General features: G+C 67.2%; 14 protein-coding genes. 9 read left to right on the forward strand and 5 right to left on the reverse strand.

The features are described 5' to 3' along the window. Positions 1-46 precede the first annotated feature (46 nt). From nadA to FHW97_RS15225, 5 genes are all read right to left on the reverse strand, one after another. Complete coding sequence (nadA, locus tag FHW97_RS15205; RefSeq protein ID WP_168352041.1) at positions 47-1,033, reverse strand: quinolinate synthase NadA; 987 nt, start codon at positions 1,031-1,033, stop codon at positions 47-49. A gap of 164 nt (positions 1,034-1,197) precedes the next feature. Continuing rightward, the gene (locus FHW97_RS15210; protein WP_062783196.1) at positions 1,198-1,875 is read right to left on the reverse strand and encodes a DUF4230 domain-containing protein; all 678 of its coding nucleotides are present in this window, start codon (positions 1,873-1,875) and stop codon (positions 1,198-1,200) included. Continuing rightward, positions 1,857-2,777 (reverse strand): MBL fold metallo-hydrolase, encoded by a 921-nt coding sequence (locus FHW97_RS15215; protein ID WP_043609201.1) that lies wholly within the window; start codon positions 2,775-2,777, stop codon positions 1,857-1,859. Before FHW97_RS15215 ends, FHW97_RS15210 begins: the two co-directional genes overlap by 19 nt. A 57-nt stretch (positions 2,778-2,834) precedes the next feature. Then, positions 2,835-3,407 carry a DUF1465 family protein gene (locus FHW97_RS15220; protein WP_245652434.1) on the reverse strand — a complete coding sequence of 191 codons (573 nt, stop codon included), beginning with the start codon at positions 3,405-3,407 and terminating at the stop codon, positions 2,835-2,837. A 167-nt stretch (positions 3,408-3,574) separates the two neighbouring features. Further along, the gene (locus FHW97_RS15225) at positions 3,575-3,772 is read right to left on the reverse strand and encodes a YdcH family protein (RefSeq protein WP_022676439.1); all 198 of its coding nucleotides are present in this window, start codon (positions 3,770-3,772) and stop codon (positions 3,575-3,577) included. Between the two features lie 388 nt (positions 3,773-4,160). Here FHW97_RS15225 and FHW97_RS15230 point away from each other — a divergent pair, with 388 nt between their 5' ends. The 9 genes from FHW97_RS15230 (at position 4,161) to FHW97_RS15270 (ending at position 15,589) form a co-directional block, all read left to right on the forward strand. Further along, positions 4,161-4,319: a YdcH family protein gene (locus FHW97_RS15230; protein ID WP_022676438.1), complete on the forward strand. Its 159-nt coding sequence runs from the start codon at positions 4,161-4,163 to the stop codon at positions 4,317-4,319. 246 nt (positions 4,320-4,565) lie between these two features. Next, positions 4,566-6,839 (forward strand): phosphoenolpyruvate--protein phosphotransferase, encoded by a 2,274-nt coding sequence (gene ptsP / locus FHW97_RS15235; protein WP_253941799.1) that lies wholly within the window; start codon positions 4,566-4,568, stop codon positions 6,837-6,839. A 137-nt stretch (positions 6,840-6,976) separates the two neighbouring features. Beyond that, positions 6,977-7,981, forward strand: a complete 1,005-nt coding sequence (locus FHW97_RS15240) for a RodZ domain-containing protein (RefSeq protein WP_168352043.1) — start codon at positions 6,977-6,979, stop codon at positions 7,979-7,981. A gap of 232 nt (positions 7,982-8,213) precedes the next feature. Further along, positions 8,214-9,203 (forward strand): tol-pal system YbgF family protein, encoded by a 990-nt coding sequence (locus tag FHW97_RS15245; RefSeq protein WP_253941800.1) that lies wholly within the window; start codon positions 8,214-8,216, stop codon positions 9,201-9,203. An 85-nt stretch (positions 9,204-9,288) separates the two neighbouring features. Next, positions 9,289-10,176, forward strand: coding sequence for a tRNA lysidine(34) synthetase TilS (gene tilS, locus FHW97_RS15250; RefSeq protein ID WP_168352044.1), 888 nt, complete (start codon positions 9,289-9,291; stop codon positions 10,174-10,176). Between the two features lie 115 nt (positions 10,177-10,291). Then, a complete protein-coding gene (gene ftsH, locus FHW97_RS15255; protein ID WP_168352045.1) occupies positions 10,292-12,244 on the forward strand; it encodes an ATP-dependent zinc metalloprotease FtsH in 1,953 nt (650 codons plus the stop codon). A 268-nt stretch (positions 12,245-12,512) separates the two neighbouring features. Beyond that, positions 12,513-13,520 carry a ligase-associated DNA damage response exonuclease gene (locus FHW97_RS15260; protein ID WP_171799261.1) on the forward strand — a complete coding sequence of 336 codons (1,008 nt, stop codon included), beginning with the start codon at positions 12,513-12,515 and terminating at the stop codon, positions 13,518-13,520. A gap of 3 nt (positions 13,521-13,523) precedes the next feature. After that, entirely contained in the window at positions 13,524-15,119 is a 1,596-nt protein-coding gene (locus FHW97_RS15265; protein WP_168352047.1) for a cisplatin damage response ATP-dependent DNA ligase, read from the forward strand. A gap of 71 nt (positions 15,120-15,190) precedes the next feature. Next, positions 15,191-15,589 (forward strand): group II truncated hemoglobin, encoded by a 399-nt coding sequence (locus FHW97_RS15270; RefSeq protein ID WP_168352048.1) that lies wholly within the window; start codon positions 15,191-15,193, stop codon positions 15,587-15,589.

Here is a 15,589-nt window from a genome sequence, read left to right on the forward strand (position 1 = left end):
GCGGATCAGCAGGTCCAGGCGTGCGCCCGGCAGGCTCAAACCCCGCTCAAGGCCGGCCCAGATCGCCCTGGCCCACGGTGCCGCTGGCCATCGCCAGCATGGCATCCAGGCTCTTCTTGGCATCAAGTCGCAGGGTTTCCTCGATTTCCACCCGTGGCGTCAGATCGCGCAGCGCCAGGTAGAGCTTTTCCAGCGTGTTGAGCGCCATGTAGGGGCAGATGTTGCAGTTGCAGTTGCCATCGGCACCGGGCGCACCGATGAATGTCTTGCCGGGCATGGCCAACTGCATCTGGTGGATGATGTGCGGCTCGGTCGCCACGATCAGCGTATCGCTGGTCATGGCCTTGGCATAGTTCAGGATGCCGCTGGTCGACCCGACATAATCGGCATGGTCGACGATGTGCGCCGGGCATTCCGGGTGCGCGGCGATCGGCGCATCGGGATGCTGCGCCTTGAGCTTGAGCAGCTCGGTTTCGCTGAAGGCTTCGTGCACGATGCACACGCCGGGCCACAGCAGCATGTCGCGCCCGAACTTGCGGTTGAGATAGCCGCCCAGGTGCCGGTCGGGGCCGAAGATGATCTTCTGTTCGGGCGGGATCTTGGCGAGGATCGTCTCGGCGCTCGATGACGTCACGATCACGTCCGACAGGGCTTTCACCTCGGTCGAGCAGTTGATGTAGGTGAGCGCGATATGATCGGGATGCTGCGCGCGGAAGGCGGCAAACTGATCGGGCGGGCAGGAATCCTCAAGGCTGCACCCGGCGTCCATGTCGGGCAGCACCACGATCTTTTCGGGGCTGAGGATCTTGGCGGTTTCGGCCATGAAGCGGACGCCGCAAAAGGCGATCACTTCAGCGTCGGTCGCTGCCGCCTTGCGCGACAGTTCCAGCGAATCGCCCACGAAATCGGCCAGGTCCTGGATTTCCGGCTTCTGGTAATAGTGCGCCAGGATCACGGCCTTGCGTTCGATGCGCAGGCGATCGATTTCCGCGCGCAGGTCAAGGCCTGACAAGTTGGTGGGCTGGGCCGTCATGGGATGCTCCTGCTTCCAGGCGATGCGGCACGCCCGGATTCCTTGGGCTGCGACTTAGGGGCGCGGGCGCGTGTTGCCAAGCCGGGATTGGGGAAATGCCCCTCCGTCAGGCCTGCGGCCTGCCACCTCCCCATCGGGGATGGGGAGGATCTTGCCGAGGGGCCTTAGCGGGTGTCCCCATCGATCGTCACGTTGACGGTGACTTTGCCATAGCCGGCTACCTGGAGCGGAATGGCCAGGTTCTGGCGCACGGCATCCTTGGCGGCACTGCGGGCCAGGCCCATCAGCACGGGATTGGCAGCCTGGTTGGTGGCAAGCTGTTCGGCCAGGCGGGTGTTGTCGCGCGTCAGCTTGTCCTGCGCAGCGCGGGTGATCCACACGCCTTCGCGCAGGTATTGGGCGCGCGCCTCGTCCAGGTTGGGTCGGCTCAACCGCAGGGGTGGCAGGCGCACCGACAGCGTCTGGCTAGTGGCATCCCACGCCATGCGATCGCGGTTCATCTGCGAAAGATCGATGGTGTAATCCACGCGCGCCGGGATTACCGCCACCTGCTTTGACTGCACCAGGCCGAACAGGCGGCTGTCGTCGCTCGACACCACCGGGGCCAGTTCGGCGCTAAACACCGTCAGGCTGTTCTGCCGCTCGAACGCCACCAGGCTGGTGGCCAGCGGGTCGCCGATGTCCTGTGGTTTCCACAGGAGCCAGGCAAACAGCCCGGCCAGCGCCAGTGCCGCCACGAACAGCAGCCAAGGCAGAGCGCTGCGCCGCGCCACCACTACCGTGGGCGCGGGTTGGGGAGAGTTCCCTGACAGGGGCGGGCTATTCAGCGTGCTGTCGTCCATTGTTCCCCCGAACGAACAACCCGGCCCTGGCGTTCCAGATCGAGCAGATGCGCCAATACCGAGCGGCCCGCGGCACCGGTCAGCCGCGGGTCCAGTCCCTTGTACATCTGTGCCACCATGGCGGGAATATTGTGCAGCCCGCCTTCCAGCACGCGCAGCACCTGCCGCTCGCGCTGGCGGCGATGGCCCAGCATGCCACGCACGAACTGGTGCGGATTGTCGATCGGATCACCGTGCGCGGGATAATAGACGCGGTCCTGCGGCCGGTCATACAGCTTTTGCAGCGAGGCCATGTAGGCGGCCATGTCGCCATCGGGCGGCGAGACCACGCTGGTGGACCAGCCCATGACATGATCGCCGGTGAACAGCGCGCCGCTTTCCACCAGGGCCAGGCACAGGTGGTTGCTGGTGTGGCCGGGCGTGGCCACGGCCTGCAAGGTCCAGCCATCGCCGCGCAGTTCCTCGCCTTCGGCCAGCACGCGGGCCGGGCGATAATCCGGGTCGAACGCCGCATCGGCGCGCGGGCCATCATCTTCCAGGGCCAGCGGTGCGCAGCCGATGATCGGTGCGCCAGTCAATGCCGCCAGCGGGCGTGAAGCAGGGCTGTGGTCGCGGTGGGTATGGGTGCACACGATCGCGGCGATGCGGGCGCTGCCCACCGCCGCCACGATTGCCGCGACATGGCCTTCGCCGTTGGTATCGGCATGGCCCGCCGCGCCGGTGCCATCGGGGCCGGGATCGATCACCGCCACATCGTTTCCGGCGCCGACGATATAGGTCTGCGTGCCGGTATAGGTATAGGGCGATGGATTGGGTGCCAGCACCCGCCGCACCAGCGGTTCAAGCTGGGCGGCCATGCCGGTGTTCCACGTGGAACGATCGGGAAGGGAGGAACTGGCCATGCCCCGTGCTATGGGGACGGCCGCCCCCATGCGCAAGGCACGACGTGGCGCGTCGGTTCAGCCCGCCTCGGCCAGCGCCAGGCCCAACCGCTCGCGCAGGTGGATCAGCGCTGCGGGCAGTGGGTCGGTCAGAGGATCGTGCGGTGCGGCGTTGGCCATGCCTTGGCGCTGCCAGGCCTGTTCCAGCCGGGTGATGCGCTGATAAAGCCGTTCGCTCTCGTGCACTACCGCCTGTGCTGCCAGGGTCAGGTGGATAATGCAGGCCGGGTCGCTTGCCGGGAAATGGGCGATCAGGCGGCCGTGGCGGCGCAGTTGCAGCTCGGTCAGTTCGCCGGCGAACCAGGCGCGGTGGTTGAGCAGCCAGGCCAGGCAATGCATGATCCGCGTGGTGGTGCGCAGCGCCTCGCAGCTCGCCTGGACATGCGCCAGGTCTTCGTCCGCGCCGAGGCTGCCGCCGGCTGGCGGTGCCGCATCGTTGGCCGGCTGGCGGCGCAAGGCCTCGAACGCATCGCGCGCGCGATCGGCCAGCGCCAGCGCCTCTGCATAGAGCGCTTCGATGATGCGCGGATTGGCGCTGGGCGTGACGGGCATGGTGGCGATCGGAATGGGTGGCCTGCTGGGTACGAACATGCCCGAGCGGATGCGCCGGCCATGGATCAAAGCCGGCTTTAAGGCCGATCGCCCCGCCGGCTCAATGCCCCGGCAGTGGCCAAGTGCCACCGCTTTGCCGCTGTCTCGATACGGAACGCTTTGCACGGCAGGCGGAATCGGTAAATACGGTATGCAATCGTTTGAAATCAGGCGATAATATCAGGGATAAGATAGTCTTCGAGCATGCTGATCTGATCGCGCAGCAGCAATTTGCGCTTTTTCAGGCGCGCCACCTGCAGCTGGTCGGCCACGCCATTGGCGCTCAGCGCATCGATCGCCACGTCAAGGTCGCGATGCTCGAGCCGCAGCGCTTCGAGCCGCTTGCGCATTTCCTCTTCGGTCACACCAACCACTCCCCGAAACCGACCTTGCTACCCCAAGCTGCCACATCGCCTCCCATCTGCACCTGGCGTTGTTCAGGTTGCCGACTCACGCTGGCGACCACGCACCGGCCAACGGCGCGCGGGGCCGCTGGAAAACCCGTTGACCGTTGATGGTGCACATTTCGTCATCGCCCTCTACACATGAACGCGATGCCGGTGCGACCCGGCGCGGTTCCACTTGCAAGATACGGCGAATGTGGGAGCATGACAACGCACCGACTGTCAGCGACTCGCAGAACAGAAGCATCGGAGCCGCAGACACCGGAGCCAGCCGCGCGGGAATGTCTCTCGCACGGGTTTTGACCGGGCAGCGGCCTATCCCGGCCCGCGCCCCTCAGGAGGTCAACGCATGGAAACGACGCACATCAACGCCTTGCAGACAAAGCACGCCGGCCTGGAACGCCGGATTTCCGAGGAAATGGCACGGCCAGCCCCCGACGTGGCCCTGCTCATGCAGCTCAAGCGGCGCAAGTTGCGCATCAAGGAAGAACTGGCGCTGATTCACTGATCCCTTTGCGCCGGAACCAACCAACCAAGCGAACATAACCTGAAAACGATCAATACCCCTGGATTGTAACAGGCGTGAGCGGCCGATTGCGGCGGCCACGCCTGACAAACACGGCCGGTTCCCCCACGGGGACCGGCCTTTTGCCCAGAGCGCCGCTGGCGGCCGCGGCACAGTTGCATACGAATATTTCCGCAATGGCGGCAGGCCCCGTTTGCAAACGGCATGGGCTGCGCTAGGCCTTTGGTCATGTTGACTGCCGTCGCCTCTGCCCGCGCGATCCTCACCTCGCTGCACGAGGTCATGGCCTCGCGATCCGGCGCGCAGGCCAAGCTCAACCGCATCGTCGATGTAATCGGCGAAAACCTCAACAGCGAGGTCTGCTCGATCTATTTGCTGCGCGAGGGGATGCTGGAACTGTTCGCCACGCGCGGGCTGGAACAGGCGGCGGTTCACGTCACGCGGCTGGCCGTGGGCGAGGGCCTGGTCGGCACGATCGCCCAGAACATCGAGACGCTCAACCTGGCCGAGGCAGCCGCGCATCCCGACTTTGCCTTCCGCCCGGAAACCGGGGAAGAACGCTTCCACTCGTTTGCCGGCGTGCCGATCGTGCGCCGCCAGCGCGCCGTGGGCGTGGTGGCCGTGCAGCATGTCGATCCGCGCCGCTATGAAGAGGTGGAGATCGAGGCGCTGCAGACCGTCGCGATGGTCCTGGCCGAGCTGATCGCCAATGCCGAACTGATCGACGATGAAGACGTGGCCGGCGTGCCCGACCACCTGACCGGGCCCGATCGCCTCAAGGGCCAGACCCTGGTGAAGGGCCTGGCGGTGGGCCAGGCCGTGTTCCACCAGCCACGCGTGACGATCGAGCATGTCGTGGCCGAAGATACCGAGGCCGAGCGCCAGCGGGTCTATCGCGCGTTCGACAAGATGCGCGAGCAGATCGACCGCATGGCCAGCCAGGCCGAATTCGGCGTGGGCGGAGAGCATGAGGAGGTGCTCGAGACCTATCGCATGTTCGCCTATGACGAAGGCTGGAGCCGCCGCATCAACGAGGCGATCGATTCCGGCCTGACCGCCGAAGCCGCGATCGAGCGCGTGCAGCAGCGCACCCGCATGCGCATGCGCCAGATCGACGATCCCCTGCTGGCCGACCGGATGCACGATCTGGAAGACCTGTCGAACCGCCTGTTGCGGATCGTATCGGGGCAACTGGGCACCGCCGCCAGCCTGGGGCTGAAAGGCGATGCGATCCTGATCGCGCGCAACTTGGGCCCGGCCGAACTGCTGGAATACGATCGCCGCCGCTTGAAGGGGGTGATCCTGGAAGAAGGCTCGCTCACCGCGCACGTGGTGATCGTGGCGCGGGCCATGGGCATTCCCGTGGTCGGCCGCGTGCGCGCGCTGCGCGGCAAGGTGCGCGACGGCGATACCCTGCTGGTCGATGGCGATCAGGGCGTGATCGACGTGCGTCCGGCGCCCAGCCTGATCGAGGCGTTCGAGGCGCGCTTTGCCAAGAATCGCGAGCGGCAGGCCCACTATGCCACGATGCGCGACGTGGAGCCGATCACGCGTGACGGGCAGCGCATCACGGTGATGATCAACGCCGGCCTGCGCGATGACATGCCGATGCTGCCGCTGACCGGTGCCGATGGTATCGGCCTGTTCCGCACCGAGTTCCAGTTCCTGGTTTCCGCGACAATGCCCCAGCGCGAGCGGCAGCAGCGGCTCTATCGCGACGTGCTCGATGCCGCCGGCGATCGCCCGGTGGTGTTCCGCACGGTGGATATCGGCGGGGATAAGGTCCTGCCCTATCTGCGCCACAACGATGGCGAGACCGAGGAAAACCCGGCGATGGGCTGGCGCGCGCTGCGCGTGGCCTTGGAACGCGATGGGCTGCTCAAGGTCCAGGCGCGCGCGCTGATCGAGGCGGCGGCCGGGCGCACGCTCAACGTGATGTTCCCGATGGTGACCGAACCGTGGGAATTCGATGCGGCCAAGGCCGTGTTCGAAAGCCAGGTGGCGTTCCTGCGCAAGCAGAAGAAAGTGCTGCCCGAGGCGATCCGCTATGGCGCCATGCTGGAAGTGCCGGCGCTGGCCGAATGCCTCGATATGCTGGCGCCGCGCCTGTCGTTCCTGTCGATCGGTACCAACGATCTCACGCAGTTCCTGTTTGCCGCCGATCGTGCCCATCCCAAGCTGGCAGAACGCTATGACTGGCTCAGCCCCGCGATCCTGCGCTTCCTGGCGCGGGTGGTGCGCGATGTGGCGCCCCATGGCACGGCCCTGACGGTGTGCGGCGAAATGGGCGGCCGGCGGCTGGAAGCCCTGGCCCTGCTGGGCCTGGGCATCACCCGCCTGTCGATCACGCCGGCTGCGGTCGGGCCGATCAAGGAACTGATCCGCACGATCGACCTGGGCGAAATTCGCAATGCCATGGCTGGCTGGCTGCGCGAGCCGCATGCCGACATGCGCAGCGTGGTGGCGCAGTGGGCCAGCGCGCAGGGCATCGATTGCGACTGATCGGGTTCGCATGACCGTTTTGGCCGGTTGCGCGCCGCAAAACGGTTGACTTTCGCGCAATTGCAACGATCCCCTTTTACCGGCTTTTCATCAAGCCACCGGGTTGCAAAACAAGCAGAGAAGACGGGAGCCGCGCCTTGGCCGACTCGATCGGGTCAGATTTTCATTCCCCCCAGCCGGACGCCGCCGCCCCGGCGGGCGTGGGAGCCACCTTGCGCGCCGCGCGCGAGGCGCAGGGCCTTTCGCTGAAAGATATTGCCGCGCGCACCCGCATCACTGCCCGCCATGTCGAGGCGCTGGAGGCGGGCGATTATGACAGCCTGCCCGGTCGCCCCTATGCCCTCGGATTTGCGCGCAGCTATGCCAAGGCCGTGGGCCTGGACGAGGCGCCGATCGCCGAAGCGGTGCGGCGCGAGCTGAGCGCGCGCGCGCCAGCGCCCGAAACCCGCGTGATCCACCAGTTCGAAGCGGGCGATCCGGCCAAGACCCCCTCGCGCCTGATCAGCTGGCTGGCCGGCCTGCTGGTGGTGGCAGTGCTGGGCCTGGGGCTGGTGTTCTGGCGCAGCTATTACTGGCCCTCGGCCGAACTGCCGGCGCTGGTTGGCCCCGAACAGCCCAAGCCGGTGGCGGCCAAGGTTTCGGCGCAGCCCGGCTCGCCGGCGGCTGCGGCGCGGCCTAATGGCCCGGTGGTGTTCACCGCGCAGGAAGACCGCATCTGGGTCAAGTTCTATGACGGCAGCGGCAAGCAGCTGGTGCAAAAGCTGATGGCCAAGGGCGAAACCTATACCGTGCCCGATGGCGTGACCGATCCCAAGCTGTGGACCGGCCGGCCCGATGCGCTGACGATCACCATCGGCGGCCAGGCCGTGCCGCGCATTGCCGACAAGCAGGGCATCGTCAAGGACGTGGCGGTCAGCGGTCCGGCGCTGTGGGCGCGGGCCGATCATGCCGCCGCCCCGCCGCCAAGTGATCAGGCAGCCGATCAGGCCAGCGCCACGCCTGCTGCCGGCCCGGCCCACCGCCTGGTGCGGCGCACGGCGGCGCGCTCTGTCCCGGCGGGCGCGCCCGATGGCGGTGACGCTGCGGTGCAGCCGGCCGCGGCGCCAACGGTGGCCGCTACGGCGCCTGCCGTGGTGAACTGAGCGCGCGATTGGCGAAAGGCTTGGCGGGCAAAGGAGTGGGCGGGGCAAAGTCCTTGCAACAAGGCTCGACTTCGCGCGCGCGGTGCGGCACTTTGCGGCCATTGCACCACACGCCCTGAGACCGGACCCGAAACGCGCCGAACGGGCCGATGCATATAGCTTTTCAGGAACGGACATGCGCTGGGGGGCGGATGTTGCCGTGGGGCGGCAGATGATCGAGACGGGAGTTACCATGAAGACCTTGTTCCGCCGGGCCAGCCCCGCGTTGTTTTCCGCCCTGGGCATGGCCCTGGCCGTGGCGCCGGTGGTGCCACAGGTAGCGCATGCCCAGGCCGCTGGCGAAACCACCGAAGCCCGGCTGCGCCGGCTGGAGGCAGAAATCCGCGCCCTGCAGCGCAAGGTGTTTCCCGATGGCGCTGGCCGCGCCTTTGGCCCGGAAATCACGCCCACGGCGCCGGCCCCCACGCCAGCTGTGCCCACGGTGGCGACGACCCCGCTCACCGATGTGCTGTCCCGCCTCGATGCGGTGGAAGCGCAACTGCGCCAGGTGACCGCCGCGACCGAGGAAAACCAGAACCACCTGAGCAAGCTGGACACCCGCGTGTCTGCCCTGGAAACCGCCGCGGCCCCGCCGGCGGCGGCAACCGATCCGGCTGGCGCCAATCCTTCGGGCATCGCGCCCGCACCGGCTGCCGGCAGCGGCTTGGCGCCGCGCCCGGCCGCTGGCCCGGCACAGCCGCCGGCCAAGGCACCGGCCGCCACGTCCGCATCGGCCAAGGCCTCTGCCGACCGGGTGGCCGCCGTTGCCGCGATCGAGATGCCCTCGACCGGCGACAAGCAGGCCGATGAATATACCTATGGCTATCGGCTCTATGACGCCAAGTTCTATCCCGAGGCGCAGGTCCAGCTGAACAAGTTCGTGACGGCCTATCCCAAGGCCAAGCAGATCAGCCTGGCGCGCAACCTGCTGGGCCGCGCCTATCTCGAAGATGGCAAGCCCGGCACGGCGGCGCAGTGGTTCCTGCAGAACTACCTGGGCGACAAGAAGGGCGAACGTGCGCCCGACAGCCTGCTCTACCTGGGCGTGGCGATGACGCGCATCAACGATACCAAGCGGGCCTGCGGCGCCTTTGCCGAACTGCGCGATGCCTATCCCGACCAGATCGCCGGGCGCCTCAAGGGGCAATATGAAAACGCGATCAAAGGGGTGAAGTGCGATTGAGCCGGCGCCCGGCCCGATCCCCGAAGCCGCGCTGACCCGCTTCGCCGGGGACTGGGCCGCGCTGAACCTGTCGGAGACAGACCGGGTGGGCCTGGCGGTTTCCGGCGGGCCAGACAGCTGTGCCTTGCTGCTGCTGGCTGCTGCCCATCTGCCGGGGCAGATTGCCGTGGCCACGGTGGACCATGGTTTGCGTGCGCAAGCAGCGGATGAGGCGCGCGCCGTGGCTGCGCTATGCGCGGACCTGGGCGTACCGCATCACACCCTGCGCGTCGATCTGGGCGGGGGCAGTGCGATCCAGGCCCGTGCCCGCGCCGCGCGCTATGCCGCGCTGGCCGGCTGGGCGCGGGGGCAGGGGCTCGCCGCGCTGGCCACTGCCCACCATATGGATGACCAGGCCGAAACGCTGGCCATGCGCCTTAACCGTGGGGCGGGGGTGCGCGGGCTGGCCGGCATGCGCGCGCGGGCGGGGGTGCCGGGCGATCCCGCGTTGCCGCTGCTGCGCCCGCTGCTCGGCTGGCGCCGTGCCGAGCTGGCAGCGGTGGTGGCCAGTGCGGGCGTTGTCGCGGCGGATGATCCCTCCAACCAGGACACCCGATTTGAACGGGTGCGCGTGCGTTTTGGGTTGGCCGGCGCCGCGTGGCTGGACACGGCTGGCTGGGCAGCCAGCGCGCAGCACCTGGCCCAGGCCGATGCCGCGCTGGACTGGGCCGCGCAGCGCCTGTTTGCCCAGGGCTGGGACGAGGCGCATGGCCGGCTGGCCGTGCCCGATGGCCTGCCCCAGGCACTGGCCCTGCGCGTGCTGGAGCTGGTGCTGAACGCCATGGGGGCCACGCCCGTGCCGCGCGGCGGCGAACTGGTGCGCTGGCATGCCGCGCTGGCGGCCGGGCAAGTGGCGACGCTGGCCGGCCTGCGCGGCGAGGGGAAGGGGGCAACCTGGCACTTTTTGCGCGTTCCGCCCCATCGCGCGGGGTGAAAAGCGCTCCTTTCGTGCCGTTATTGCCACCTTGGACAGCATGGGCACGATTCGGCAACTTGCCATTCAGCGGATCGCACCTACCTTCCCTGTCTGAAAGGATTGCGTGACGCCCATGAATGATGACCAGCCGCAGGGTAATCCCTGGATGAAGAGCCTTCTGGTGTGGGGGGGCATCTTCCTCGCGCTATTGCTGGTGGTCTCGATGTTCGGGGCGCGCGGCGATGCTTCGGGCACGCAGATCGGCTATTCCGATTTCCGCGCCCGCGTGGCCGAAGGCGCCGTTCGCGACGTGCAGATCGGCGCGGACAAGATCACCGGCACTCTGAAGAACGACCAGACCTTCACCACCACCCCGGTGGATGGTGACAAGGAGCTGCTGCCCAAGCTGTTGCAGGACAACAACGTGCCCTACACCGGCAAGGCGCAGGAAGAACCCAACATGCTGGTCTGGGTGCTGGCGCAGTCGCTGCCGTTCCTGCTGATCCTGGGCGTGGCGTTCTTCGCCCTGCGCCAGGTGCAGAAGGGTGGCGGATCGGGCGCGATGGGCTTTGGCAAGTCCAAGGCCAAGCTTTTGACCGAGCGTTCGGGCCGGGTGACGTTCGATGACGTGGCTGGCATCGACGAAGCGCGCGAGGAACTGCAGGAAATCGTGGAGTTTCTGCGCGATCCCAGCCGCTTTTCCAAGCTCGGTGGGCAGATTCCCAAGGGCGCGCTGCTGGTCGGCTCGCCCGGCACCGGCAAGACCCTGCTGGCCCGCGCCATCGCGGGTGAGGCAGGCGTGCCGTTCTTCACCATTTCGGGTTCGGACTTTGTCGAAATGTTCGTTGGCGTCGGCGCCAGCCGCGTGCGCGACATGTTCGAGCAGGCCAAGAAGAACGCGCCGTGCATCGTCTTCATCGACGAAATCGACGCGGTCGGCCGCCACCGTGGCCATGGCCTGGGCAATTCGAACGACGAACGCGAGCAGACGTTGAACCAGCTGCTGGTGGAAATGGATGGTTTCGAGGCCAACGAAGGCATCATCATCATTGCCGCCACCAACCGTCCCGACGTGCTCGATCCCGCGCTGCTGCGTCCCGGCCGGTTTGACCGCCAGGTAGTGGTGCCGGTGCCCGATATCGAGGGCCGCGAAAAGATCCTGGGCGTGCACATGAAGAAGGTGCCGCTGGCGCCCGACGTGAACCCCCGCGTGATCGCGCGCGGCACGCCCGGCTTTTCGGGTGCGGACCTCGCCAACCTGGTCAACGAAGCGGCCCTGCTGGCCGCGCGCCGCAACAAGCGCCTGGTTGCCATGCAGGAATTCGAGGACGCCAAGGACAAGGTGATGATGGGCGCGGAACGCCGCTCCATGGTCATGACCGAAGACGAAAAGAAGATGACCGCCTATCACGAGGCCGGCCATGCCATCGTCTCGGTGTTCGAGCCGGCGTCCGACCCGATCCACAAGGCCACGATCATCCCGCGCGGCCGCGCGCTGGGCATGGTCATGCGCCTGCCGGAACGCGACAGCTATTCCTATCACCGCGACAAGATGCACGCGAACCTCTCGGTTTCGATGGGCGGGCGCGTGGCCGAGGAAATCATTTTCGGGCACGACAAGGTTTCTTCGGGTGCTTCGGGCGATATCCAGTATGCCACCGGCCTGGCGCGTTCGATGGTGACCAAGTGGGGCATGTCGGAAAAGCTTGGCCCGCTGCAGTATGAAGACCAGCAGGAAGGCTATCTCGGCATGGGCGGTTCGGCCCGCATGATGGCCTCGGAAGAGACCAACAAGCTGATCGACAGCGAAATCCGTGCGCTGGTCGACCAGGGCTATGCTCGCGCGGTCGATATCCTGCGCGCCAATGAAGACAAGCTGCACGTGCTGGCCCAGGCGCTGCTGGAATATGAAACGCTGACCGGTGACGAGATCAAGATCCTGGTCGATGGCGGCCAGCTGGAACGCCCGGAAACCTTTGGTGGCCCGGCGCGGCCGATCGCCGCACCCGGTGCCACGGTGCCGCGCGCGGGCCGTCGCTTCCTGGGCGGTGGCAGCAATGGCGGGCTGCAGCCGCAGGGCGCCTGAACGCGTATGATCCTCCCCGCCTCGCGGGGAGGTGGCGGGCCGCAAGGCCCGACGGAGGGGCGGGCTTGGCGCTCGCCCCTTCCTTTCTTCTTGGCCCCTCCACCACCCGCTGCGCGGGCGGTCCCCCTCCCCATCGGTGATGGGGAGGATTTTTTGATCCTCCCTGCTTTGCGGGGAGGTGGCAGGCCGAAGGCCTGACGGAGGGGCCCGAACCTCGCCCCAACGCTCATCTGGAACCCAACCGGCAGGCGGGCCATTGTGATGGCACATGCCCATCGATCTTGCCTGGATTCGCCCCGAGCCGCAGGGCATCTATCTGCCCCCCGCCGATGCCTGGATCGATCCAGCCCATGCGGTGCCGCGAGCCTTGGTCACGCATGGCCATTCCGACCATGCGCGGGGTGGCCATGGCCAGACCGTGGCCACGGCGGCAACCTTGGCGATCATGGGCCTGCGCTATGGCGTGATGCCGGAAGGCGCGCAGGCGGTGGACTATGGCGAGACCATCGCGCTGCCCGGCGGCATCCGCGCCACGTTCGTGCCGGCGGGCCATGTGCTGGGATCGGCGCAGATCCTGCTGGAGCGTGATGGCCAGCGTGTGGTGGTGACCGGCGATTACAAGCGCAGCCCCGATCCCACCTGCGCCCCGTTCGAGTCGGTGCCGTGCGACGTGTTCATTACCGAGGCGACGTTTGGCCTGCCGGTGTTTCGCCACCCGCCGATCGCCGAGGAGATCGCCCGGCTGCGCGAGACGCAGGCGGCCAATCCGCAGCGCTGCGTGCTGGTGGGTGCCTATGCCCTGGGCAAGGCGCAGCGCCTGATCGCCGAACTGCGCCAGGCCGGGCACGATGCGCCGATCTTTCTGCATGGCGCGATGGAGCGGATGTGCACGCTCTATCGCGAATGGGGCATCGATCTGGGCGAACTGCGCCCGGCCGCTGGCGTGGCCAAGGCGGAACTGGCCGGGCACATCGTGGTCTGCCCGCCATCGGCGCTCAACGACCGCTGGAGCCGGCGCCTGCCCGATCCGATCACCGCCATGGCCTCGGGCTGGATGCGGGTGCGGCAACGGGCGCGGCAGCGCAATGTCGAACTGCCGCTGGTGATTTCCGACCATGCCGATTGGGACGAACTGACCACGACGATTGCTGAGGTAAATCCGGCCGAAACCTGGATCACCCATGGCCGCGAGGAAGCGCTGCTGCGCTGGTGCGCGCTGCACCAGCGCAAGGCCCGCGCGCTGGCCATGGTCGGCTATGAAGATGAGGACGATTGAGCGATGGAACGCTTTGCCGCCCTGGTCGATGGCCTGGTCTATACCCGATCGCGCAATGGCAAGCTGGCGCTGTTGGCGCAGTATCTGCGCGACACGCCCGATCCCGATCGCGGCTGGGCCCTGGCGGCGCTGACCGATGGGCTGAATTTTCCAGCGGTGAAGGCTGGCACAATACGCGCGCTGCTCGATGCGCGGGTGGACGAGGTGCTGTGGCGCCTGTCGCGCGATTATGTGGGCGATACGGCGGAAACCGCCAGCCTGCTGTGGCCCGAACCGCAGACACCGCAGCTGCCCCCGCCCAGCGTGAGCGAAGCGGTGGAAGTTCTGGCCGGCGCCACCCGCGCCACGGCGGCGGAGCGGCTAGCCGGATTGCTCGACCGGCTCGATGCCAATGGCCGCTATGCCCTGCTCAAGCTGGCGACCGGGGCGATGCGCATCGGCCTGTCGACGCGGCTGGCAAAGGTGGCGTTTGCCCAGGCGTTTGATGTCGATGTGGAGCAGGTGGAAGAGCTGTGGCACGGCCAGGCGCCGCCCTATGCCGATCTGTTTGCCTGGGCCGCTGATGGCGCGCCGCCGCCCGATGCGGAAAGCCTGCCACTGTTCCGCCCGTTCATGCTGGCCCAGCCGCTGGAAGATACGGTGGTGGACCTGGGCGCGTTTGTCGCCGAATGGAAATGGGACGGCATCCGCGTGCAACTGGTGCACGTGGCTGGGCAAACCCGGCTCTATTCGCGCGGTGGGGATGATATTTCCGCCAGCTTTCCCGAATTGATCGGCGCGTTGCAAATCCCGGCGGTGCTGGATGGCGAATTGCTGGTGCGCGGCAGCCACCAGGGCGGCGAAGCGGGTGGGGCGGCCAGCTTCAACGCGCTGCAACAGCGGCTGGGGCGCAAGAGCGTAAGCAAGGCCATGCTGGCCGATTATCCCGCGTTCGTGCGATTGTATGACGTGTTGCAGTTGCAGGGTGAAGACCTGCGGCCATTGGGCTGGGCCGCGCGGCGTGCCCGGCTGGAGGCATTGATGCCGCAACTCGATTCGCAGCGCTTTGATATTTCCGCCGTGATCGCGGCCGACAACCTCGATCAGCTGGCCGAAATTCGCGCCCGCGCGCGCGATGACGCGATCGAGGGCGTGATGCTCAAGCGGCGCGATGCGCCCTATGTGTCCGGGCGCCGCGCCGGGCTGTGGTACAAGTGGAAGCGCGACCCGCTGCTGATCGATTGCGTGCTGATGTATGCCCAGCGCGGCAGCGGCAAGCGATCTTCGTTCTATTCCGATTTCACGTTTGGCTGCTGGGATGGCGATCCCGATGCCGGGGCCGATCTGTTGCCAGTGGGCAAGGCCTATTTCGGCTTTACCGACGAGGAACTGAAGTGGCTCGACCGCCATGTGCGCCAGCACACGGTCAACCGCTTTGGCCCGGTGCGCGAGGTGGATCGCCAGCTGGTGCTGGAGGTGGCATTCGATTCGGTGCACGCCAGCAAGCGGCACAAATCGGGCCTGGCCATGCGTTTCCCGCGCATCCACCGCATCCGCAGCGACAAGCCCGCGCACGAGGCGGACCGGCTGGACACCTTGCGCGCGATGGTGGCGGATTGATGCCGGTCAAGGTGGCTGGGGGCAGGGGCGGTTAGGGGCAAGCATCCCCTCCCTCGCGCGAAAGGCCTGCCATGGCAGCGACTGCCGAATCCGTTGAAACGCCATTTGCCCGCATCGGCGGCCACGCCACGCTGCGCGCGATCACCGAGCGGTTCTATGACCTGATGGACAGCGACCCGGCCTATGCCGCGCTGCGGGCGATGCATGCGGCAGACTTGGCACCGATGCGCGCATCCCTGCCCAGCTTCCTGGCAGGCTGGTGCGGTGGCCCGCGTGACTGGTGGAACGATAATCCCGGCAAGTGCATGATGTCGATGCACAAGCCGTTTCCGATCGACGCCACAACCGCCGGTCAGTGGGCCCAGGCGATGCGCCGCGCGATTGCGGAGGTGGCGCCGGCCGATGCCGAAGTGGCGCAGGCCATGGGCGATGTGCTGGAGCGCATGGCGCTGGGTATGGCGCGCGCATAA

The organism is Novosphingobium sp. SG754 (assembly GCF_013149315.1).
Classification (GTDB): Bacteria; Pseudomonadota; Alphaproteobacteria; order Sphingomonadales; family Sphingomonadaceae; genus Novosphingobium; species Novosphingobium capsulatum.